Raw genomic sequence first — 23,475 nt, 5'->3', positions numbered from 1 at the left:
TGACAGTAACATGATGTATATTTGGAAAAAATATCAAGCAGAGAAAAATATGCCATTACTTTCCTTCAAATCCGCCGCACTCAAGATTCTCCAAGAATCAAGACACCCAATGTCTGTCTCTGAAATTTACAAGGCGGCAACAGAACAAAACCTCATTAAGACCTCCGGTGAAACACCTGAAGCAACAGTGGGAGCCCAAATCTATACAGATATAAAGAAAAATGGAGACAAATCACCTTTCGTTAAAGTAGGTAAAGGCATATTCACCGCGGCCACATCATCAAATAAAGAAAAAGCCCCAGAGCAAATTATCCAAGAGTATAACAGAGCTCAAATTGACGCCCTAAAAGAGCGCTTACTCAATATAGATCCTTTCATTTTTGAACACCTTATTGGTGATTTACTTGAAAAACTCGGCTATGAAAATGTCGAAGTCACAAAACGCTCTGGAGACGGGGGTATCGATGTCAAAGCTGTTCTAACGGTCTATGGTTTTACAAATGTAAAAACAGCGGTTCAAGTAAAACGTTACGCCAACAATGTTAGTGATAGCGTAGTAAGAGAATTACGTGGAGCAGCAGAAACAGACCAACGAGGATTAATCATCACAACAGCAGATTTCACGAAGGCCGCAAAAGAAGAAGCCGCTGCAAAAAACAAAGTACCCATATCTCTTGTTAATGGAGAAATGCTTCTAGATCTTTTAATCAAATACCATATCGGCATAAAAACAAAAACAACGGAATTAATTTCTATTGATGAAGATTATTTTGACAATCTCGAAAGTGGCGATACACAAATAGAATCTGCCAAAAAGAAAGCAATTTGGCCACTGCCTGGCGGAATAGACCACTATTACGAATCACTATTAGACATCCTAAACGCATTAAAGGACAAGCCTTTATCAAAAGAAGCTCTAATAAAATGGTTTAAAAACCATTTTGAAAATGTAAACAGTGATAAAACCATAACGAGCTACATGAGAAACATTTTTGCCAACCTTGGATTAGCTCAGCTAGTAAACAAATCATTCAAATTAACAAACTCCGCAGAAGAATTACTCAAAGCTCCATCTAAAGCAAAAGTTTTCGAAATTATGAAGGACCGAATTTTCGGTATTGAAGAAGCCATGTCCTTAATAGAAAACTCTAGCGAACCTATTTCAGACAAAGATTTAACCAACTATTTCATTGACAACTACAATGTCGGTTGGACAACAAACGCTCAAGCATCTTTCCGCCTGCTTTGGCTATGGAATCTTGAAAAAATTCAAAGAACCGAAGACGGGAAATACACGAAAAACTGATTTTTATACAGGCGCCCGATGAGTGAAACTATTTTAAAACCAGAAATTATTTCAGTCAAGCAATTACTAGCCATTCCAAATTTGCGAATTCCTGAATACCAGCGTCCGTACAAATGGACGGAAAAAAATGTCAATCAACTTATTGACGACATTCGCGACAACCTTGACAAATCAGCCTACCGCATCGGAACACTCGTCATCCACAATAACAAGGAAGAAGGAAAACTTGATATTGTCGATGGGCAGCAACGAACAATAACATTATTTCTTCTTGCGATTAAAATTCTTCCTCTTATCGAAGAAAATAACGACCTGCAAAGACACGTTTTCTTACGAGGCGATTCCATCAATAGTTTCAAGCCTCAATCAACACTCAAGTTTTCCAACGTTATTACCAAGCAAAATGTCCAGAAGAATTTCAAGGCTATGGAACGTAGAAAATCTGATTTGGAAAAAGCAGATTTCTTAAAATTCTTCTTTAATCAATGCCAATTCGTGAAAATTGTAATTGACGACGTTTCAGAAGCATTCCAGTTTTTCGATTCTCAAAATGCTCGCGGCAAGGACTTGGAACCGCACGATTTGTTGAAAGCGTATCACCTTCGTGAAATGAACAATTCCTCTACAGAGCAAGAACGTCTAAACGCGGTAAAGAAATGGGAAAATATGGAGCCCAACGAGTTGTCCAGTTTATTCTCACAATACCTTTATCGCATCAAAAACTGGGGTCGCGACCTATCGGCGCGGTACTTTACGAAAGACGATGTAGACACATTCAAAGGCATCAGCCCAAATCTTGAAGAAGACTTCCCATACACAAAACTTTATCGTATCGCCCACTATTACGTTGACGAATTCAATTCATCTTGCCATTCCAAAATTTTGCATGAGTCATTCGATTTTCCATTTCAAATTGACCAGGTAATCATCAATGGGAAACGTTTCTTCGAATATGTATCCCATTACGCTCAAATGTGTGAAGAAATAGAAAGCAACAGATCACATGAAATTCTAGACATTATACATAATTATGATGGATATAACAGGACTGGAGACCGTTATGTACGCAATCTATTCTATTGCGCCCTAATTGACTATATCGATAAATTCGGTCAAAAGAACATCGATCGCATTGTAGAAAAGCTATTTATTTGGGCATATACACTACGATTAAAGCTACATAGCATCGACATTGAATCAATGGACAACTACGCATTAAATTTGGGACATTCACAGATTGCGATGTTTAAAATAATCCGAGACGCAAATAAGCCACAAGATATTTTAAATGTAGAATTGGGCACTTTTTCTGATACTAAAGCAACTAAAGAAGAAAAAATTATTGCGAAATTTAAAACATTAGGTTATTATAATGGCTAACAATCTCACACCATTGTCAATCAAGACCCTTTTTGAAGAAGAAAAAATCCGTTACGAGATTCCAATTTATCAACGAGACTATGCATGGACAGAGCCTCAAATCCGTCAGCTTATTTTAGACATTGCGGACTATGCAAAAGATAAAAGTAATTGCAATTATTATATCGGGACACTAATTGTTTACGAACGTAAGGATGATTACGAAACCATTTATGAAACAATAGACGGTCAGCAAAGACTAACTACATTAAGCATCATTCTAAATCTCTTATACAATAGAAATAATGACTTGGATTGGTTCCGTGGGAATATATTGTCTTTTGCAAGCCGCCCCAAATCCACAGAATCGCTAAAGCTTCTTTCTAATTTAGATAAGCAATCATACGATAACCCAAACATGAACATCATACAAGGTTATCGTGATGCAGAAAAAGCCTTAACGCAAATTCTAAAAGAAAAGAATCTTACAGAAAAGGACTTTGTTAAGTACTTAGCAAATCAAGTCTACATTTTACGAGTTCCTGTTCCACGCGATACTGACTTGAACCATTATTTTGAAATCATGAACAGCCGTGGAGAACAACTTGAAAAACACGAAGTTCTGAAGGCTCAATGTTTAAAATGCCTCGATGTTAAAGACCGTGTGGCCTTTAATAAAATTTGGGAAGCAGCGGCCAATATGGAACGCTATATTCAATATGGTTTTTCTAAAAACGAGCGCAATGCTATTTTCGGAGGCAATGAAAAAGACGGAAACCTATGGGATGTTCTTGACAACAACCCTGAGCATGTTTACGAGAATCTTCACAACTCAAATGAAGAAAGTGAAAGCGAAGAAAGTCTCGAAGCCATTGCAAAAAATGACGCCAATATCAGCGTAAAAGAAGAAGATAACGAAGATACAAACGTCCGTTTTAACACCGTTATCAATTTCTCAAATTTTCTGCTTCATGTTTTACGTATTCAAACAAAAACTGACATACCTCTGGATGACAAGCGTTTGCTCGATTTGTTCAAGCCTTACGTAAAATCAGATAACCCTGAGGCGAATCGACAGTTTGTCAAAGAATTCGGTTATAACCTTCTGAAAATGAAATTCCTATACGACAAATACATTATCAAACGTGAATTTGTCGGTGGGAATGATAGATGGAGTTTAAAGCGAGTCCGTATTTACGAAGGAAAAAAACGTTCCTATTCATATGTCGGAACATTTAGCGATACATCAAATCCCGATATTGAAAGCGAAGAAAATCGTGAAATCATAATGTTGCTTTCAATGTTCCATGTTTCAACGCCAACGCTTGTGTATAAGCATTGGTTAAATGGAGCTTTAAAATGGTGTTTTGAGCAGTCTGAACCGATTACAGCAAAAGCCTACAAAGAATACTTGGAGAAAATGGCAAAAGCGTTCTTACGAGATCGTTTTATGTCCAAGTCACCTTTGGATTACTTTGATATTATTTATAAAAATTCCTGCAATGTTCAGAACGTTGATGACAACTTATTGAACAAAGACGCATTAAACGCAGGAACTGCTGTAGAAAACTTTATTTTCAACTATCTTGACTATTTGCTTTGGCAAAATTTCAGAACTACAAAATCAGCATTTAACGTTATCGGTGACAACGAAAAATTAAGAAATGATTCAAGAATAGCCTCATTTGAATTCACATTCAGAAGTTCTGTGGAACATTATTATCCGCAAAATCCAATTGAAGGTCCTAGTTATGTAATCAGAAATAAAAAGAATCTTGATAGTTTTGGCAATCTTTGCCTAATCAGCAATTCAAAGAATTCACGATTGAGCAATTATATGCCTCTCGCCAAAAAAGAACATTATGAGCAAAGCGAAAATCTTGACAGTATCAAGCAAAGAATCATGATGGCTTATACCGAATGGGACGATGGCGAAAAGCTAATGGATAAAAACGGAGTGAACGAAATCCTAGACCATTATAAAAAAATGGAAAATGTATTGCTAGGAAAAACAATTCAGGGTCCTATTTCAAAATAATGCCCACCGCTCACGAAATTCTAAAATCTGTTTTTGGCTACGATGCGTTCCGCCCCATGCAACAGGAAATCATCGAGCATGTCGTATCACGAAAAGATGCGCTCGTGCTGATGCCGACTGGCGGCGGAAAGTCCATTTGCTACCAAATTCCGGCCTTGATGTTCAAGGGCATCACGGTCGTTATTTCGCCGTTGATTTCACTGATGAAGGATCAGGTGGACGCACTAAATGCAAACGGCATCGGCGCAGATGCGCTGAACAGCAACAACGAAGAAGGCGAAAACGCGGCTATTCGGCAGCGTTGCAGAGCAGGGCAAACCAAGATTCTCTACATCTCGCCGGAACGCTTGCAGCGAGAAATCCCGTGGATGCAACAGCACTTGAATGTTTCGCTGTTCGCGATCGACGAAGCGCATTGCATTTCACAATGGGGTCACGATTTTCGTCCGGAATACACGCAGCTCGGCGGACTGCACCAAGCGTTTCCGAGCGCAACCGTCATGGCGCTGACGGCAACGGCAGACATGCTCACAAAAGAAGATATTGTCCGGCAGCTAAATCTGCAAGACTTTAGACTTTTCGTGAGTTCATTCGACCGCCCGAATCTTAGTCTTGATGTGCGGCGCGGTTATTCCGCATCCGAAAAGCTGAAAGCCATTTTGTCCATCATTTCAAAGCATAAGCACGAATCGGGAATCATCTATTGCCTTTCGCGCAAGAGCACCGAGAAAGTCGCCGAAGAACTCATCAATGCAGGCGTTTACGCAAAAGCATACCATGCGGGGCTCACCGCCGAAGAACGCAACAACGTGCAAGAGGATTTCATCAACGACAATGTCGATGTCGTGTGCGCGACAATCGCATTCGGCATGGGTATCGACAAGAGCAATGTCCGTTATGTCATCCATTACAATCTTCCCAAGAGCATCGAGAGTTTTTACCAAGAGATCGGGCGCGCGGGCCGTGACAGCCTCCCCTCCGAGACAGTACTGTTCTACAATTTCCAGGACATCATCACTCTCCGCAAATTCGTAAACGAAAGCGGCCAGCGAAATATCAACTCCGAGAAGCTTGACCGTATGCAGGAATACGCCGAATCGCAAGTTTGCCGTCGTCGCATTTTGCTCAACTACTTTGGTGAGAACAATAGCAGCAACTGCGGGAACTGCGATATTTGCAAGCACCCGCCACAGTGTTTCAACGGCACGATTCTCGTGCAAAAAGCGCTCTCGGCCATCAAGCGCACGGGCGAGCACATCGGCTTTTCAATGACCGCCGACATTCTCAAGGGTACGCTTAACGACGAAATCGTCCAAAAGGGTTACGACAAGCTCAAAACTTTCGGTGTCGGCAGCAAGACAATTCTCAAGCATTGGCACGATTACCTTTTGCAGATGCTGCAACTCGGCTACATCGAAATTGCCTACAACGAGAATAACCACCTTAAAATTACCGAGAGCGGTAACGAAGTCCTTTTCGGAAGGAAAACGGCTGAACTCGCCATCGCGGCAAAAGCAGAAGCCAAAGAAGACGCAAAGCCAAAAAGCAGCCGCACATCATTCGGTCGCGCAGCATTTTCGCGCACTTCTGCCGGCAATACACATTCGACCTACGCGCACTTTTCAGACTCCGACGAAGACAATTCCCTATTCGAAGCGCTGCGAAAAGTCCGCAGGCAAATTGCCGATGAAAACAACTGGCCAGCCTACGTTGTGCTTTCTGACCGTACGCTAAAAGACCTCGCCTACAAGGCGCCCATTTCCATAAATGAACTGCAAGATGTATTTGGCTTTGGCGAAATGAAAATCCGAAAGTTCGGGCAACAATTCGTGGACGCCATCTGCGATTACATGAGGCAATAAAAAAATCCCGCAGCTTTCTAAACTGCGAGATACATAAAACTTAACTAGATCCTTCGACTTCGCTCCGCTCAGGATGACGGAGCATCACGCATTCGTTCAGGATGACGAGGGCGGAAACTATCTATTATTCAGATAATTCAGCACCTTGTTCGTAAGGTCGTTTTCCTTTTTCCAGAAGAGAACGGCGCCGGTGGCACGGTCAATGACCATGTCATAGCCTTCCTGGAGCGCGATTTCGTTCACAGCCTTGCGGATGAGCTGGATAATCGGGGCACTCACCTTTTCGTTTTCAGTAATGAGTTCTCCGTTACGGCCATAGACGCGGTCGATGAACGACTTGAGTTCCGTGTCCTTCTTGTTGTATTCAGCTTCAAGCTCGCGCTTCTTTTCGTCCGAGAGCATCAGGACTTGCTTGTCAAGCTTTTCCTTGATGGCAGCAAGTTCCTTCTGCAAGAGGTTCGCCTGCTGTTCCCACTTAGCCACCTGACGGTCATATTCTTCCTGAGCCTTCCTGGTGCCCTTGTATCCGTCAAAGATAATCTTTGAATCCACATGGGCAATGCGAAGACCATCCTCGGCAAAGCTTGCACATGCAAAGACTACCGAAAACAAAACGATCAACTTGCGAATCATAGAGCACCTCCAATCAGGTTAGAAAGACTGACCAATGACAAAGTTGAATTCCATATCGCCGACCTTGGAGTACTGCGTACCATCGTAAGCTTCACCCGGATCGAGCGGCCATGCAAAATCGAAGCCGATAATACCAAGCATCGGGACAACAACACGGAAACCAAAGCCAATGTCCTTCTTGAGTTTAGTCGGATCCCATTCACTAAGCGGGTTCTTCTTAGGCTTGTCAATTCGGTTATTCGTATCGATGCGTTCACCGAACACGTTACCCGCATCAAAGAAGAACGGCAAGAGGTAGAATGTCTGCGGGACAAGACCAAGCTGGAGTTCGGCACCGATGTACTGGTAGCTGCGGCCCAGGCGGCTGTTACCGATAGAACCTGCACCATAGCCACGGAGCATGCCATCATAGCCAAGCACACCACCCATTCTATACAGAGTGCGGTGCTGCAACTTGTCGCCAAAAATTACACCGTATTCGTTTGTAAGGGCAATCGTCAAGCGGTCGCGGAAGAGCGGGAACCACCACTTGATGGAGAGATCGGCCTTCACGAATTCAAAGTCACTACCAAAGGCGGCATTTGCCCACTGCACGTCGAGCACATAGCGGGAACCATCCGTCGGGAACTGCGGCAGGTTCTTGTCATCACGCTGGATGCGGAAGTTGAACGCAGATTCCTTACCCGTATAGACCACATAGCTATCCTTGATATTCGGACCCTGATCGTTCATGAGCCAGCTATACCCTACTTGTCCATAGAAGTAGTCATCCGGCCACTTGAGACGCTTACCAGCAAAGATGCTACCACCGTAACGGGTAATGTCCGGATCATCATACTTTTCCATGTTCCACCAAGTGTAGCTGAGGCTTGCACCAAGCGTAATCGGCTTGTCGAGGAACCACGGTTCAGTAAAGCTGATGGTTGCGCTCTTCTTGTCAGCACCGTATTCGAGATTCAAAGCAGCCTGCTGGCCATCACCCATGCAGCAGTTCGGGATAGACACGCTTGCCGTACCCACAAAGCCGTCGCTTTCGCTATAGGAAACGCCCAAGCTGAACTGGCCTGTACCTGCCTGCTTTTCTTGAACGGCAAACTCAAGGTCCACTTCCTGTTCGCCAACGACTTTGATATCAGGCACGACCATGTCGAAGTAGTTGAGCTGCATGATATCGCGGAAGCTGCGTTCCAATGCAGACTGGCGGTACGTATCGCCCGGATACAGGCGCACTTCGCGGCGGATCACCTTTTCGTTTGTCTTGGTATTGCCACGCACATGCACCTTATGGATCTGGGCCGGCAAACCTTCATTCATCTTGTAGGTGAGGTTTACGATAGAATCGTTTTCAAAAGTTCTTTCTTCATCAAACTGGGCAAAGAGGTAACCATCTTCACGGTAAGAATCGAGCAAAGCCTTGCGGGATGCTTCGTAAAGGTACTGGTCGAACACAGCGCCACTATCCAGGCGGAAAACGTAATCGAGCATCATATCGCTCTGGACTTCGTTACCCGTAAAGTGGAGTCCACCCATGTAGTAGCGGCGGCCTTCAGTCACATCGATGTGAACGATAATATCGCTAGAAGTCTTGATGTTATCATACTTATAAAGCGCAGGAATCATGTCCTCGATCATGTAGCGCACGAGGAGCTTGCTTTCGTAAGCGGAGCGCTTCTTGATTTTGAGGAGGGAGTCAATCTTTGGGTTATTCCACTTGCGGTCCGACACCAAGTCCATCCATTCCTTGCGGGCGCTTTCGTAACGGATAATGTCATTCAGGAGCTTCCAGGCGTCTTCTTCATCCTTGACTTGAGGCAAGCGCCTTGCAAGCGGATACTTGTCAGATGCCTTGCGCATGTTTCTGTAATAGTGCGTCACTTCCATCGTCGGCTTGCCCGCCATCTTGTAAAGCGGGTTCGTTGAATCGGACATAGCCTCGTTCAACTGCATGTAAAGCGGAGCCAACTTTTCTCCAACTGGCACCATGCGTCCAAGGTAGAACAAGCACGTAGAATCCGGCAAGTATTCGGCACGGTAATCATTGAGTTCTGCATCCAAGAAACCGAAATGACGGAATACATTGAGCACGGTATCACGGTCGGCTTCAAAGACGTTTTCCTTGAATTCGCCGCCGCCCCACCACTGGTTTTCCTTCGAAAGCATGTGGTCCGTGATTTCTTCGACCGGCACGTGATCATTGCCCTTCACTTCAACACCGCGGATACGCACCTTGTTGCCTTCGCGAATCACGAAGGTCACCTTGTTCTGGTATTCGTCTACCGGTTCTTCGCGGTAGCCAACTTCGGCAAGGAGGAACCCTTCGGAGCGGTAATGTTCGAGCATGGCCTGACGCGTACGTTCCAACTGCGCCTTGCTATAGACCTGACCTGTAACCATGTGGATTTTCAGGCGGAGATCGTCTTCGGAAACTTCATCGCAACCATCCAAAATGGCAGTGTCAAGAGCCGGGAGTTCCTTGACCTTGAACACTAAGTCCACGTAAGATCCATCGTCACCAACGTAATCCACCCAGGCGGTCACATCATCAAAAAGCCCTGAAGCGTAAAGCGTACTCACCGAATTCTGAACTTTCTCAGAAAGCGACGTCGGAGAATAGCTCTGCCCAGTGCGGATACCGATACGTCCGAGAACCGAACGATCGTCCATGTGATGAGTTCCTTCGACACGAATCTTGTTGATCTTATTCTCAACCATATACTTGTCGGAAATCTGCGACATGTCCAACAGCTGGGCATTCGACATACCGACCAAAGCAAGAACAAATAAAAGCGAACGAGAACGCAGAATAGACCTACCTATAAAAGCAGTTTATTTAAATTTTCTGCCCAAAAATACAAAAATTACATTCCCCCGCCCACACGAGTTTTTTAAAAACAGGCTTACAGCCGACGAATAAACATTCTAGCAAAGGATGACGCGACGGCAACATTGCATTTCGTCATTCTCCGAAGGAGAATCCACAATTCTTGTAAGTGCTGTTAGAACTGTATGGATCCTCCTGACGGAGGATGACGCAACGGCAACACTCTTTTAAAGAGCGTTTTACACTTTCTGAAAGTGTTACGCAATGCGCTAAGAAACTCCATATATATGGATAAAGGTTAGCCAGGCATTTTCGCAAAGAAAAAGAAACGCTCCTAAATTAAACGCAACGCAAACGCATTATATATATTTAAGGCGAAAAATTTTAACCTACACCCTCTATTGAAGGATACTATGCGATCTACAGCCTGGAACGACGAAGAAAACAAGATCTTGCCCGAAATGGCGCTTGATTTTATGCCCGAAGAAAAATTGCGCGAATTGCAGTTGCAGCGTTTGCGTGCAACCGTGAAACTCGCCTACGAGAAGGTCCCGCTGTTCCACGAACGCATGGTCGAAAAGGGCGTCAAGCCCGAAGACATCAAGACTTTAAAGGATATCGTAAAGATTCCGTTCTCCATGAAGAAGGACTTGCGCGACACCTATCCGTACGGTCTCTTTGCCGTGGACATGAGCGAAGTCGTGCGCCTGCACGCTAGCTCCGGCACTACCGGTAAGCCGATCGTTGTCGGTTACACCAAGGAAGACATGGAAGTCTGGGCCCAGGTCGTGAAGCGCGGCCTTCTCGCTTGCGGTTTCCGCAGCACGGACATTGTGCAGAACTTCTATGGCTACGGCCTCTTTACGGGCGGCCTTGGCATTCACGGCGGTTTCGAAGCCCTCGGCGCAACAGTCGTGCCGATTAGCGGCGGCAACACCGAACGCCAGGTGATGCTCATGAAGGACTTCGGCGTGACCGCAGTCGGTGGCACTCCGAGCTACTTTGTCCGCATTATCGATGTTGCCGAAAAGATGGGCGTCGATATTTCCAAGTTGAACGTGAAGCGCGGCATCTTCGGTGCAGAACCGTGGAGCGACGGCATGCGCGACTATATCGAAGAAAAGACGGGCATCAAGGCTTACGACATTTACGGACTTTCTGAAATTGTCGGCCCGGGCGTGGGTTGCGAATGCGAATGCCGCGACGGCATCCACATTTTCGAAGACCACTTCTACCCGGAAATTGTCGACCCGGAAACGCTCGAACCGCTTCCGGACGGCGAAGAAGGCGAACTCGTCATCAGTACGCTCAGCAAGCGCGCCATGCCGATTTTGCGCTACCGCACCCGCGACATCACCGCCATTGAAAAGACCAAGTGCAAGTGCGGCCGCACCATCCGCCGTATCCGCCGCATTGGCCGCCGCAGCGACGACATGATCATCATGCGTGGCGTGAACGTGTTCCCGAGCCAGATCGAAACGGCCCTCCTCCGCGCCGAAAAGGCTTTGCCGCACTACCAGATTGTGCTCGACACCAAGAACAACATGGATACGCTCGAAGTCAAGGTCGAAGTTTCTCGCGACATGGTGAGCGACTCCATGAGCGATATGGAACAGCTCAACAAGAAGTTCAAGCACTCCATCGAACAGATCCTTGGCATCTCTGTGATTGTCACGCTCTGCGAACCGGATTCTCTGCCGCGCAGCGAAGGCAAGGCCAAGCGCGTTATCGACAACAGAAAGAAGATTTAAGGAGAAAATAACATGACAATTCCACAGGTATCCATTTTTGTTTCGAACCGTCCCGGGCGTTTGAACGCTGTTTGCCGTTCCCTGGCAGATGCAGGCATCAACCTCCTCTCGCTCACGCTCGCCGATTCCGGTGAATTCGGACTTGTCCGCATCATCGTAAACGACGCTCCGAAGGCTGTTGACGTTCTCGAAAAGTCAGGCCTCAGTGCAACAATCACCGAAGTGATCGCCTGCCCTGTTGCCGACAGAGTCGGCGGCCTTGCAGACTTCCTCAGCGTCGTAGACGATTTGCAGATTGACTACATGTACGCTTACCCGTCTGAATGCAAAGCAAGCACGAACGTGATGATTCTGCGCTTCCACGATACGGAAAAGGCTCTCGCCACCTTGAAGGAAAAGAACTTCAAGACGCTCAGCACCGAAGAAATGCTGGGATAAAAACGCGAACGCGCGGAACGCGCAAATCGCGCGGATTAAACCGCGCACAACTTTACAAACAAAAACAGCTAAACGGTTTCCCGTCTAGCTGTTTTGTTTTTGGATTTTAGTTGAGTGAAACTACCTGAACACGGCAGTAATAGACGTGACTTCACCCGGGTTCACCTTGCGGGTCACATCCGTAACGCCATCGCTCCAGCCAGTGAACGTACTTCCAGAGTTCGCCTGAGCCGTAAGCGTGACAGGCACATCCCTGTAGAACGAGACTGTCATTGAAGACTTGTCCAGCTGGAGGCCATCCACGAGAATCGTTCCTGATCCCTGTGAGCTAAGCGTCATTTCCGCTGGGGACGAAAGCGTAAAATACGATTCCATCTGTTCACGAATTGTCGCCTGACGAGACTGAGCAAAGCTCTTCACGGTCGCCAAGTTGTTGCTCATGCTAGAAGCATTATAGCCCCAGAATTCCTGATCGCGGGCCATTTCAGATTCCACCTGAGACTGCAAATCGTTAATGCGCTTAAGAAGCCTGTCAGCCGAGAAGTTCGTGGCTAACAGTACGCAGAATCGGTTAATAAACGCATTCTTGAAAGACGTGTTTTCGAGCAAGCGAATCATGAGAATCGTGTGTTCAGAAATAGCGCCGCCAGTCTGCTGACCACCGCCCATGCCGCCGCCACCGAAGCCAATACCCATGCCCATACCGCCCGTTCCATTGCGGTTCGTCACATAGCTGAACACGTTTCCAGTCTGAGTATTGTAAGACACGCCAAAGCCAAAGTCCGTATCGTACAAGAACCATCTCCATTTCGTCTTCTGGCTTGCGACACGCCACTTTTTCATGTTGTTGTGCGGCCAGTCGCTGTTGTTCAGGAACATCTCTGCCTGCATGTAATTCATGAAGTTACCAACATCAACCTGGTCTGCAATCTTCTTGTAGTTTGCATCCGATTTCAAATCGTTGCTTTGCAGCCAATCAAGCATCGCCTTGTAATCCGCAGAAGATCCCGTGCTTGCTTCATCTGTACCGCTTGACGTTGTTGCAAGAAGGTCAATATCGTTCGGATCGTATCCGTACTTGGTTTCGTAATAGTATTCGTTGTTGCGTTCACGCAAGTCGTGGATGCCGTAATACTTGCCATTGTAATACACGATAACGTAACGGCCACGCTGATAATCCACATCAAGCCCTTCCGTCATTGACGTTCCCAAACGGTCGCGCACGTAATCATCGCCGGAATTGTTACCAAAGTTTCTAAGCGAGAATGCCTTGAACTTCTTGAGTTCCGGATGATCTGGGAAGAGCGTGTATTTGAGACGCTTTTCGCCATATTCTTCGCGCAAAGTCACGGCAAACGATTTCTTCTCTTTAGCACGGCTGTACTGGCCAGAAATCTTGTAGTCACCCATCACGCCAAACGCGGGTGCCTGCGGCTTGCCAGGTTCAAACATTTCCACATAGACCGGGAGTTCGCGGTTGCTCCAGAAGTTAGCGCCCTTCTTCGGATCCATCATGGCAGCACCATTACCCGTCATGTAAAGGCCAGAATCCGGGCTGAACATGGAGAGTGGATCTGTCGTCACAAAAATTGATGCAAGCGAAGGTTGCTTTTCGAAAACATAAGTACGAATAATTTCTTCACTCGGGTAGGAGCCGCCGACATAAGCACGGCAACGCAGAACCGTCGTACCGGTAATATTCACCGTCTGTACAGGCATAGAGTTTGTAGTCGGTTCAGTACCGCCCTGTTCGCAACGGGTACCCGCCGGGAATGTTGCAGTCACAGCAGACGTGTAGAATCCAGAAGGCGGAATATTCACTTCAGCAACTTGAACCTGTTCCGCAAAAACCTCACCGATCGTATTACCGTAAGGCGACGGCGTTGCAAGCCCCCACTTGCCAGCTCCATCACGGGACCAGGAAGCGGTCGTCGGAACAGCGCCAAAACGAACGGAGTCAAGCATGGCGCCTTCGGCATTTATAAAGTACAGAGCACCGCCGTCCTTGTCCACCTTGAATGATGCATGCGGTTCATGTCCGCGGTTGCGAGCAATATACGACGTAATCTGGATGGTCGTCGATTCACTGCCCTGAGTTTCAGTAGCAAATGTTGTCGCTGTTACGTTGTTCCGTTTGAGATCCTTTGCATTATCGTCTAGACGAACATAGAACACCGATGACAAATCGCCCGTACCGCGAAGATTCTTGCCACTCCAATTGCTAAGCGATTCGCCTTCCTTAAAGTTCACACGGATTTTATGATTTTTGGTGATAAAGCCACGCACAACAAGCTGGTTGACCTTGCTAAGGCTAGATGCATTATTGGTCTTGACAACCACACGCGAATAATCCCCACCCTGAGCCACCTTCATTACAGCACCAATCTGAATAGCGCCATTTTCGTTAAAGCAGAGCGTTGACTTGCCTTGCAAATTATCGACATTGCTACCAGAAGACCCGCCACCGGGATAGCCGCCCATGCCGCCGCCCCAATCACCGCCCAGGCCACCACCCCAGTCACCACCCATGCCGGGGAAATTGAATCCGCCCAAGCTACCCGAAGCCGATTCAGAGCTGCAATCTGAGTTCATCATATTAAGCGAATCAGAAGGCAAAATATAGTCGGGATAATTCTTGCCCGAAAGGAAAACAATCATGTAGCTTTTGGCCGGGACCTTCACGTTTCCAAAAACCCAACGACGCGGATTAGACAAGTCATCCGTAAGTGCATACCCGCTCAAATCAACAGGCGTATCAGACGAGTTGTAAAATTCAACCCACCCAGGATCGTTACCGTCATTGTCTTTGAAATTAGTATTCGTAGGAGAAACTTCCGAGAAGAACACCGGGCTATTCCCTTCAAAACGCGGAATAACTGTAGAGACGCTCGAAGCCGGAGGAACCTGGGCACTAGAAGCGGGAACATCCAAAGCCGAAGAGGAAGACTGTGCAACCGGAGATGACAAACCGCCATCACCAGGAATGCCCGCAGAAGATCCACCCGGCAAGAAATCCGTGGAACTAGAGAGACCGTCAAAGCCACTGATCGAACTGGAACTCACATCTCCAAGTTCAGGCCCCAACGGGTTCAGCTTCGATTCATTCGAATCACCGCAAGCAGATAAAATCAAACCAAAACTAATCCCAAATAACGCTACACCAGAATAAAATTTTTTCATGTCTGATCCCTTAGAATTGAGCGATACATTTTGAGCGCCACACCAATCCAATCCTTGAGTTAAGTATATATTTAGGCGCGTTGCAAAAGCCTCTTTTTTTGATCTAGCGTTGTAAAAGGATTGAGCAATTGACAACACGCGAAAAAGCGGAACAAGGCGTTCCGTTTTACTATTTTTTGTGAAAAATTTTAGTTGCATAAAAAGGATTTTACATGAATTTCAGCGACTTCAGCAAGGCGAGCCAGCAGTTCAATCAGTTCAGCCCCGAGATGAAAGAACAGATGATGAAGATGGCCAAGGCCCGCGTTAAGGAAAAGTTACTCAAGTGGTTTGCGACACCGACATTCGTGCTGCTCGGGATTGTTCTCGGCGCAGTCATTGGCGCACTCACCGCATGCTTCGGCGATATCAGCGACAGGCTTTCTGCCATCCGCGACGCAAACCCGCTGTACTTCATCCCCGCCCTCGCCATCGGCGGTGCCGCCATCGTATTCGCTTATAAGAAATGGGGACGCTGGACGGAACGCGGTATGGACCAGGTCTTCGCCGTCGGGCTCAATAAGGAATCTGACTTTCCGCTCGTTTCCATTCCGATGGCAGCTGTGAGCACTTGGCTGACACAGCTCTTTGGCGGAAGCGCAGGTCGCGAAGGCGCCGCCATGCAAATCGGCTCCGCGCTCTCGTACAACATAAGCAAGAAGTTGCCTTTCGAAAACGCAGCACACGTTATGCTCGTGACAGGGCTTGCCGCAGGCTTCGCTGGAATTTTCCAGGCCCCGATGGCCGCCACCGCATTCGCATTAGAAGTTCTGCTCGTCGGTCACTTGGAACTTGGCGCATTGTTGCCCGCTGCCGCAGCAGCTTTCACCGCCTGCAAAGTTTCAAGTATGCTCGGATTCCACAAGTTCAGCGTTGATTTGAACAGCATTCTCGACGCAAGCGGATTCTCGGCAAGCATCTTTACGAACGAAGGCGCGCTTGACGGCAAGTTCCTTGTGAAGCTTGCGCTGATGGGCGTACTCTTCGGCATTGTCGGTGGCGGATTTGCAAAACTCCTCGGACTCTCGCAAAACTTTTTCGCAAAGAAGTTCCCGAACAACATCAAGCGAATCGCCATTATGGGCGTTGGAATAAGCGCATTGTTGCTCGTATTTTTTCAGGGTCGTTACGCCGGACTTGGAACAAACTTGCTAGATATGAGTTTTGGGGCAGATGCCGCAAATGTTGTTGGAACCGCCGCCGGGATCGCCGGGTACGACTGGATTCTGAAATTCGCACTCACAATCCTCACGCTCTCCGCAGGATTCATTGGCGGTGTCGTCACCCCGCTTTTCGCCATTGGCGCGACCTTCGGAATCTTTATCGCTAGCATGTTCGGGATGCCCGTCGCATTCGCCGCTGCGCTCGGCTTTGCCGCCGTGTTCGCAAGCGCAAGCAACACGCTCTGGGCCCCCATCCTCATCGCCGGAGAAATCTTCGGATTCAATTGCCTCCCCGCATTCTTCATCGTCTGCACAGTCGCCTACATCTGCAACGGCGGACAATCGATTTACAAGCAGAAGAAGATTAGAATCAAGATTTAAAGAACACCCTCTTCGTTGTCATTTGCAACAACGGAAAAGATATTGAGCGCAAGGGGGAAATCTATCTATGAATTTAGATTATAAGAAGCTCAATATTGGAGGGTAAATGAAAATCGCATCCGTAGCAGTTATGTCGTTGATGGGCGCAGTGGCTTATGCCGGTCCCATCACCACTGTTCCTTGGAATGGTTATCCAGGCGCAGTATCGTTCACCTTTGATGACAGCGAAATTTCCCAGCTGAACAATCTTGGAGATTACTTCGAAAAGAACCAGGACATCAAGGTGACGTTCTTCATGACAGGCGGCATGAATGCCGGAAACCAGTCGAAGTACTTCCCGATGGCCGCAAAGGGGCATGAAATCGGCAACCATTCCAAAACGCACAGCGACTTGACTAAATCCAATGACTTGAAAGGCGAAATCACCGATTACAAGTACACTCTGGAAAGCAAGGGCGACTTCGAGGTCGTTTCGTTCGCAACGCCTTACTGCTATTACAACGATGCCGTGGAAGCCGAAATCGCGAAGGCGCACATTGTCAATCGCAACTGCCAAGGCGCCACCAAGTACAAGTGGAACGAAGAACCCGTTTGGGAACGCATCAGTTCGGACTGCTATCAGGGCAATACGCAGCAATCCAAAGGCAATATGAGCGAAGCCAAAAAGTTGAACGCCTGGACAGTGCAGCTGAACCACGGCGTGGACGGCGCCGGTTTTGGTTACGGCATCACCCCATCAGATATGATTTCCATTATGGACGAAGCCAAGGCGCAAGGTTTGTGGCGCGCCCCGATGGGCCGCGTGGCCGCCTACTACCGCGCCCACTTTGTAATCGACAAGGCAACATCGACAGACATCGACAACGGATTCAAGGTCACCTGGAAATCCCCCCACCCAGCCATGCCCAAGAGCGTTCCTCTCCGCGTGAAAATCGAAGGTGCCGACGGCAAGACCGTAAAGCAGAAGGGCAAGGAAATCCAGGCGGAATCCGACGGCTCCTTTGTCATTGAATTCATGGATTTGGAATTGGAAGTAGTTGGCGCCGCCGCTCCAGAATCCAGCAGCAGTGAAGAAACGCAGTCCAGCAGCAGCGAAGCCTCGTCAAGCTCCACCACTGCCATTGCCCCAAAATTACAATGGGTAAGCCAGGAGCCGACAACCTTTGCCGTGTTCTCCGCTACAGGCGTATTGGTAAAATCCTTCGAAGCCCCCCCGCAATCTGTAGAAGGATCCTTCAAGATGTTGCAAATTCCGCACGGAACTTATTACCTTAAGGATCTGAGATCAAGCTACATCAAGAAAGTCGCAAAATAACAGCAGTTCAAAATAGACACAACAAACAAATCCTCCAAAAAGTCGTCCACACAACGGGCGACTTTTGGCATATCAAATCCAATTAAGCTATCTTCACAATTTGCCAATAACCATTTTTTCGGGCTCCTTTTCTTTCAATGAGTTTTTTCTGTTTTAACTGAGCGAATATACGTTCTGCCTGTCTTACGGTTATCGCTAATTTTTCTGCCACTTCTTTTGCAGATATATTGGCGTTTTCAGAAATCATTTTAATTACACTCTGCTCGTTTATACCGACATTTATACCGACATTTATACCGACATTTTCTTGGACATTTGTCGTTTTTTCATCAATTAGGGCACTTTTCAGAGCCTTAAAGAAAATCCGAACCCCATTTCCTAGGATTTCATATCTAGGCAATTCGGCGCCAAGCTCTTTACAGGCGTCACAGATTTTTTCAACACCTCGTCCCCAGTTTTCAATATACCCGGCACGATAAAAGACATTCGCAATATTAGGGTTGTAGGGGTTGGATTGGTGCGCTTTCATAAGCGTTTCGGCAGTCCACCCTTCTGGCAAAAAACATTGGTTGCTTATGATAATCGTTTCATTTTCCACACGGATTTGAATAGGAGTTCCAAACATATAGCAGTTATGGATTATCGCATTATAGACAGCCTCACGGATGGCAACACGGGCATAAGGATATGTTTCCACACGGCGATCGTGCTCATATGTAATTTTCGCCTTGAGGTATTTCAAGAATATTAAATCGATAACCTTATCGGCAATTTTAATAAGAGAATCTTCAATCGTATCTTGATACTGCAAGTCAACGGCATTGGTAAACCGACCAATCTTCACATAACTGCCATTTTGGATTACGCTAGGATCGCTATAGAAAAGCATTACGGCCGAGCGTTTAAGTTTTCCGTCAGACATAAGATGGAATTTTTCCAACAATTCTTCATTGGAAATGTTCAAGTCTTCAGGACTCATACGGTTGCTCTTAAGCGCCTCGCGCCTAAAAATTTTGAAACTTTCAGCATCTAAATCATCGACGCAGATTCCCTCAACAACAGCATCTTCCCAACGAACACCCATTTTCTTCATGATAAAATCAGAAAGAGCGATTCCAGTCAACTGCTGTTTAGTCGCCCCGCTCCTATAATGAAACTCCCCGTGATAACTTACAGGGAAGGAACTCGGATTAACGACGATTTCGATGTATTCCAAGCCACCCCGTTCTCGTTTATTTATTTCGGTAACAATGCCAAGACATGTTTGGATTTTATTTGGGATATCTTCTAAAAGTTTTTTGATATTTGAAACACCGCAAACATTCCCATCATCATCGATGCCGATATACAGTCTGCCACCCTGCGCATTAGCAAAACCACATATCCACTTGAGATATTCATCTCGCCACGATGATTTGTATTCGACATTTTGACTTTCTAGCATAGGAACTCCTTGAAAAAGAAAAAACATTTGATATTCATCAAATGCCTTTCGGAGCCTACACTATTAGGAACCGCAACAGAAATGTAGATTATGCCCTAAAATTGGCAAGGGGCGTAACGAAATTTTACATGAGCGATTCATGCGCTGAAAGATTCTTTTGCAGCGTTACCGAAAGCAATCTAACTTCCTTTTCCAGCTATTTTATTTGATTTTTTGTTGGAAACGAAAGTCTCCTTTAACTCATTTTACCGACATCGAGGTCAAAAAATTTGACCTCGATAATATCAGAATCTCTTTTTTCACGTCATTGCGAGCTTAGCGAAGTAATCTCTATTCCGCATATTTATATATTTCACTATGACATAGCCCTGCACCTCGCGGTGTTGGGCGCATAGAAATTTGAGATTCGTCTCTTATTCTTGTTGCGGAAAAACGACCAAAATTTTCAACACTCAAGAATAAGACGAGCGCTCACGCCCTATCGGGCGTGGGTCGTTTGTGCTTATTGAGTGTATTGGTTTCTTGGTCGTTACCACCGCAACAGTAAGCCTGCGACTCCACGCCTTTTTTTGTGGACTTCGTGACATAGAATGAAACGGCTCTCGCAACGCAGGAGCCACCATGACTGATTTAGATAAAAGCAAGTTTCAATTTGTCGCTCAGTATATCGATGATGTGTCTAAACAGTTTGCTACAGGAAAGGCTACAGAACATAGTTATCGCCCAGCTTTGGCGAAACTTCTTGGCGATTTGCTCCCAAACCATACGGTCACTAACGAACCGACACGCATCAAGTGTGGTGCTCCGGATTACATTATCGCAAAAGGGGGTGGCGCAACTTCAATCCCCGTTGCTTTCGTGGAAGCTAAGGATGTTGGCGATAGCGACTTGGACGGAAACCGCCAGCACAAGGAACAGTTCAACCGCTATAAGAATTCGCTAGACCACATTCTCTTTACGGACTATCTTGATTTTCATCGGTACGAAAACGGCGAGTTTTCCAGTAGCATTCGTATTGCAGAAATAAAAGGGAATAAAATTGAGCTAGTAGAAGCAAATGTTCCGATGTTCTTGGAAATGGTTGCATCTTTTGCTGATGCTCAACCTCAAAAAATTACGAGTTCTACAAAACTAGCTCAGATAATGGCTGCAAAGGCGAAACTTCTTGCTGAAGTGATTGAAAGAACCCTTGTTGCCGATACAGAAAAAACAGGTGAATTGGCGGGACAGTGGAAATCTTTTCAGAGAGTCTTGATTCATGATTTGACTGAACGCCAATTTGCAGATATTTACGCACAGACGATTTGCTATGGAATGTTTGCGGCTAGGCTTCATGACGATACTCCTGAAACATTTAGCCGGCAAGAAGCGGCGACGTTAATTCCCAAGACGAATCCGTTTTTGCGCAAGGTTTTCCAGAATGTGGCTGCATACGATGTGGATACAAGTATTGCTTGGATTGTAGATGATCTTGCTGAAACTTTCCGTGTGACGGATATGTCGAAAGTCATGAAAAACTTCGGTAAGACGACGGGTCAAGCCGACCCGATGATTCACTTTTACGAAGATTTTCTGCACTATTATGACCCTAAGCAAAAGAAGGCTTGCGGAGTTTATTACACGCCTGAACCTGTTGTGCATTTTATCGTCAATGCCGTCAATGAAATTTTGAAGTCTCATTTTCATTTGAGTGATGGTCTTGCCGACACGAGTAAGGTGACGATTCGCCAAACTTCAAACTTATATACGGACAATCGCACTAAAGACCACAAGAGGTACGAGAACCGCGAATACCACAAGGTTCAGATTCTCGACCCGGCAACAGGTACGGGAACGTTTCTTGCCGAGGTTGTGCATAAAATTTATTCCAGCATGGAAAATCAAAAGGGCGCTTGGCAGAATTATGTCGAAGAACATTTGCTCCCTCGTCTGAATGGTTTTGAATTTATGATGGCTCCGTATGCCGTTGCTCACTTGAAGTTAGATATGGTGCTTGCTCAGACTGGCTATAAGGCTAAACAGGATAAGCGTCTTCGTATATTCCTTACAAATTCTCTTGAAGAATGTGACCACGATACAGGAACGCTGTTTGCTCAATGGCTCGCCCAAGAAGCTAATGAGGCGAATCTTGTCAAACGCGACACGCCTGTAATGGTGATGATGGGGAATCCTCCGTATAGTGTGAGCAGTAGCAATAAAAGTGCGTGGATTCAGGAATTGTCTGAAATCTATAAGAAAAATTTAAAAGAGAGAAATATCCAGCCGCTTTCCGACGATTACATTAAATTCATTCGCTTGGGACATTATTATGTGGAAAAGAACGGCGAAGGAATTCTTGCATATATTTCAAATAATAGTTTTATAGATGGAATCATTCATCGACAAATGCGAAAAGCATTGATGGAAACTTTTGATGAAATCTACATTCTTGATTTGCATGGAAATACAAGGAAAAAAGAAACAGCTCTAGATGGTGGAAAAGACGAAAATGTCTTTGATATCATGCAAGGTGTAAGCATTAATATTTTTATTAAGAAAAAACAGAACGTCACCCCAAACGATTCATCTTGTCATTCCCGGCTTGACCGGGAATCTCCCTCTTCGTTAGCTAAACTATTCCATTACGAACTCTTTGGCAAGCGTTTTGAAAAATACGCATTTCTTGCAAAAAACTCGTTTAGCGATATTCCTTGGAATGAACTCACTCCGCAAGCACCACAGTATTTCTTTGTGCCTAAAGATTTTTCAGTGCAGGAAGAATATGAAAAGGGATTTAAAGTTGACGAGTTGATGAAAGTAAATACAAATGGGATAAAAACACATCATGATGCAGATTTGGTTGCAATGACAGCTTTTGGTTCTGCATGTAATAAGCCTTATTATTATCGTGTTTTGGATAATCGTTTTATTGAGTATGATTTGGAAAAGGTAGAACGTCATCGTTATTCTGTAATGAAACACATGCTAAGGGAAAATATTTCACTTGTTTCGTGTAAGCAAATTATTTTGCCGAATTTTCAACATGTTTTTGTTTCTAAATATATTTCTGATATTAATTCAATTTCTATACAAACAAAAGAATCGTCTTATGTTTTCCCTCTCTACCTCTATCCAAATGAGAATGGAGATTCTTCGACTTCGTTGCACTTCGCTCAGAATAACAAGCTGCAACGCAAACCCAACCTAGACGAAAAAATCTGGAGTAAAATTGACAAGAATGTTAAACTAAAAACAACTCCAGAACAAGTCTTTGATTACATCTATGGAGTTCTCCACACACCAAGCTATCGCGAAAAATACAAGGAATTCTTGAAAATAGATTTTCCGCGTATTCCATATCCCGAAAATAAGGAAGAATTCGAACGCATCGTTTCCGTCGGCAATAAACTCCGCAAATTGCACCTGATGGAAGAAATCCCACCGCAGACAACCTCTTTCGACATTGAAGGTGACAACGTCGTAACTGAAGTGCGATTTGAAAACGAAAAGGTCTATATTAGCAAAACGCAATATTTCGCAAACGTTCCCGAATTAGCTTGGAACTTCTACATCGGCGGCTACCAACCCGCCCAAAAGTGGCTCAAGGATCGCAAAAACCGCGTTCTAAGCTACGACGACATCTCGCATTACCGCAAAATCATCGCCATCCTTATCGAAACCCACGAATTGATGCAAAAACTCGACGAAAAACCTTAAAAAAAGTTGATTTAAGGCAAAAATGAACTTTTTTCTGTCAAAGGACAAA

13 protein-coding genes are annotated in these 23,475 nt (G+C 45.6%); 9 read left to right on the top strand and 4 right to left on the bottom strand.

The window, feature by feature from the left end:
• The first annotated feature begins 10 nt into the window (after positions 1-10).
• The 4 genes from ACJMM9_RS06335 to recQ are packed head-to-tail and all read left to right on the top strand — an operon-like array spanning position 11 to position 6,565.
• Entirely contained in the window at positions 11-1,306 is a 1,296-nt protein-coding gene (locus tag ACJMM9_RS06335; protein WP_405324813.1) for a restriction endonuclease, read from the top strand.
• Between the two features lie 18 nt (positions 1,307-1,324).
• On the top strand, positions 1,325-2,686 hold the full coding sequence (locus tag ACJMM9_RS06330; protein WP_405324812.1) for a DUF262 domain-containing protein: 1,362 nt from the start codon (positions 1,325-1,327) through the stop codon (positions 2,684-2,686).
• Entirely contained in the window at positions 2,679-4,703 is a 2,025-nt protein-coding gene (locus tag ACJMM9_RS06325; RefSeq protein WP_405324811.1) for a DUF262 domain-containing protein, read from the top strand. The genes ACJMM9_RS06330 and ACJMM9_RS06325 overlap by 8 nt, the downstream gene beginning before the upstream one ends.
• A complete protein-coding gene (recQ, locus tag ACJMM9_RS06320) occupies positions 4,703-6,565 on the top strand; it encodes a DNA helicase RecQ (RefSeq protein WP_405324810.1) in 1,863 nt (620 codons plus the stop codon). The genes ACJMM9_RS06325 and recQ overlap by 1 nt, the downstream gene beginning before the upstream one ends.
• Positions 6,566-6,682: 117 nt before the next feature.
• On the opposite strand, the gene ACJMM9_RS06315 is transcribed toward recQ, so the two are convergent.
• Both ACJMM9_RS06315 and ACJMM9_RS06310 read right to left on the bottom strand, forming a co-directional pair.
• A complete protein-coding gene (locus tag ACJMM9_RS06315; RefSeq protein WP_088640702.1) occupies positions 6,683-7,198 on the bottom strand; it encodes an OmpH family outer membrane protein in 516 nt (171 codons plus the stop codon).
• Between the two features lie 18 nt (positions 7,199-7,216).
• A complete protein-coding gene (locus tag ACJMM9_RS06310) occupies positions 7,217-9,958 on the bottom strand; it encodes an outer membrane protein assembly factor (RefSeq protein WP_405324808.1) in 2,742 nt (913 codons plus the stop codon).
• Positions 9,959-10,432: 474 nt separating this feature from the next.
• Here ACJMM9_RS06310 and ACJMM9_RS06305 point away from each other — a divergent pair, with 474 nt between their 5' ends.
• Together ACJMM9_RS06305 and ACJMM9_RS06300 are read left to right on the top strand one after the other, a co-directional pair.
• Complete coding sequence (locus ACJMM9_RS06305; RefSeq protein ID WP_405324805.1) at positions 10,433-11,770, top strand: phenylacetate--CoA ligase family protein; 1,338 nt, start codon at positions 10,433-10,435, stop codon at positions 11,768-11,770.
• Between the two features lie 12 nt (positions 11,771-11,782).
• Entirely contained in the window at positions 11,783-12,208 is a 426-nt protein-coding gene (locus ACJMM9_RS06300) for an ACT domain-containing protein (protein WP_405324803.1), read from the top strand.
• A gap of 120 nt (positions 12,209-12,328) precedes the next feature.
• On the opposite strand, the gene ACJMM9_RS06295 is transcribed toward ACJMM9_RS06300, so the two are convergent.
• A complete protein-coding gene (locus ACJMM9_RS06295; RefSeq protein ID WP_405324801.1) occupies positions 12,329-15,340 on the bottom strand; it encodes a CotH kinase family protein in 3,012 nt (1,003 codons plus the stop codon).
• Positions 15,341-15,600: 260 nt separating this feature from the next.
• Between ACJMM9_RS06295 and ACJMM9_RS06290 the strand changes: the two genes are divergently transcribed.
• Both ACJMM9_RS06290 and ACJMM9_RS06285 read left to right on the top strand, forming a co-directional pair.
• Positions 15,601-16,971 carry a chloride channel protein gene (locus ACJMM9_RS06290; protein WP_405324799.1) on the top strand — a complete coding sequence of 457 codons (1,371 nt, stop codon included), beginning with the start codon at positions 15,601-15,603 and terminating at the stop codon, positions 16,969-16,971.
• Positions 16,972-17,077: 106 nt separating this feature from the next.
• Positions 17,078-18,286, top strand: coding sequence for a polysaccharide deacetylase family protein (locus ACJMM9_RS06285; protein WP_405324798.1), 1,209 nt, complete (start codon positions 17,078-17,080; stop codon positions 18,284-18,286).
• 82 nt (positions 18,287-18,368) lie between these two features.
• Here the strand turns inward: ACJMM9_RS06285 and ACJMM9_RS06280 are convergent, their stop codons facing one another.
• Complete coding sequence (locus ACJMM9_RS06280) at positions 18,369-19,730, bottom strand: ATP-binding protein (RefSeq protein WP_405324796.1); 1,362 nt, start codon at positions 19,728-19,730, stop codon at positions 18,369-18,371.
• 621 nt (positions 19,731-20,351) lie between these two features.
• On the opposite strand from ACJMM9_RS06280, the gene ACJMM9_RS06275 reads away from it, so the two are divergent.
• Positions 20,352-23,426, top strand: a complete 3,075-nt coding sequence (locus tag ACJMM9_RS06275) for a type ISP restriction/modification enzyme (RefSeq protein ID WP_405324794.1) — start codon at positions 20,352-20,354, stop codon at positions 23,424-23,426.
• Positions 23,427-23,475 lie beyond the last annotated feature (49 nt).

The organism is Fibrobacter sp. (assembly GCF_045112255.1).
Classification (GTDB): domain Bacteria; phylum Fibrobacterota; class Fibrobacteria; order Fibrobacterales; family Fibrobacteraceae; genus Fibrobacter.
Note: the sequence above shows the minus strand (reverse complement) of the source record. Positions and strands in the feature narration are given on the sequence as shown.

Bases quoted from the DNA above. Each gene is read 5' to 3' on its own strand.
- ACJMM9_RS06335 (WP_405324813.1), top strand. From the start codon at position 11: ATGATGTATATTTGGAAAAAATATCAAGCAGAGAAAAATATGCCATTA.
- ACJMM9_RS06330 (WP_405324812.1), top strand. From the start codon at position 1,325: ATGAGTGAAACTATTTTAAAACCAGAAATTATTTCAGTCAAGCAATTA.
- ACJMM9_RS06325 (WP_405324811.1), top strand. From the start codon at position 2,679: ATGGCTAACAATCTCACACCATTGTCAATCAAGACCCTTTTTGAAGAA.
- recQ (WP_405324810.1), top strand. From the start codon at position 4,703: ATGCCCACCGCTCACGAAATTCTAAAATCTGTTTTTGGCTACGATGCG.
- ACJMM9_RS06315 (WP_088640702.1), bottom strand. From the start codon at position 7,198: ATGATTCGCAAGTTGATCGTTTTGTTTTCGGTAGTCTTTGCATGTGCA.
- ACJMM9_RS06310 (WP_405324808.1), bottom strand. From the start codon at position 9,958: ATGTCGAATGCCCAGCTGTTGGACATGTCGCAGATTTCCGACAAGTAT.
- ACJMM9_RS06305 (WP_405324805.1), top strand. From the start codon at position 10,433: ATGCGATCTACAGCCTGGAACGACGAAGAAAACAAGATCTTGCCCGAA.
- ACJMM9_RS06300 (WP_405324803.1), top strand. From the start codon at position 11,783: ATGACAATTCCACAGGTATCCATTTTTGTTTCGAACCGTCCCGGGCGT.
- ACJMM9_RS06290 (WP_405324799.1), top strand. From the start codon at position 15,601: ATGAATTTCAGCGACTTCAGCAAGGCGAGCCAGCAGTTCAATCAGTTC.
- ACJMM9_RS06285 (WP_405324798.1), top strand. From the start codon at position 17,078: ATGAAAATCGCATCCGTAGCAGTTATGTCGTTGATGGGCGCAGTGGCT.
- ACJMM9_RS06280 (WP_405324796.1), bottom strand. From the start codon at position 19,730: ATGCTAGAAAGTCAAAATGTCGAATACAAATCATCGTGGCGAGATGAA.
- ACJMM9_RS06275 (WP_405324794.1), top strand. From the start codon at position 20,352: ATGACTGATTTAGATAAAAGCAAGTTTCAATTTGTCGCTCAGTATATC.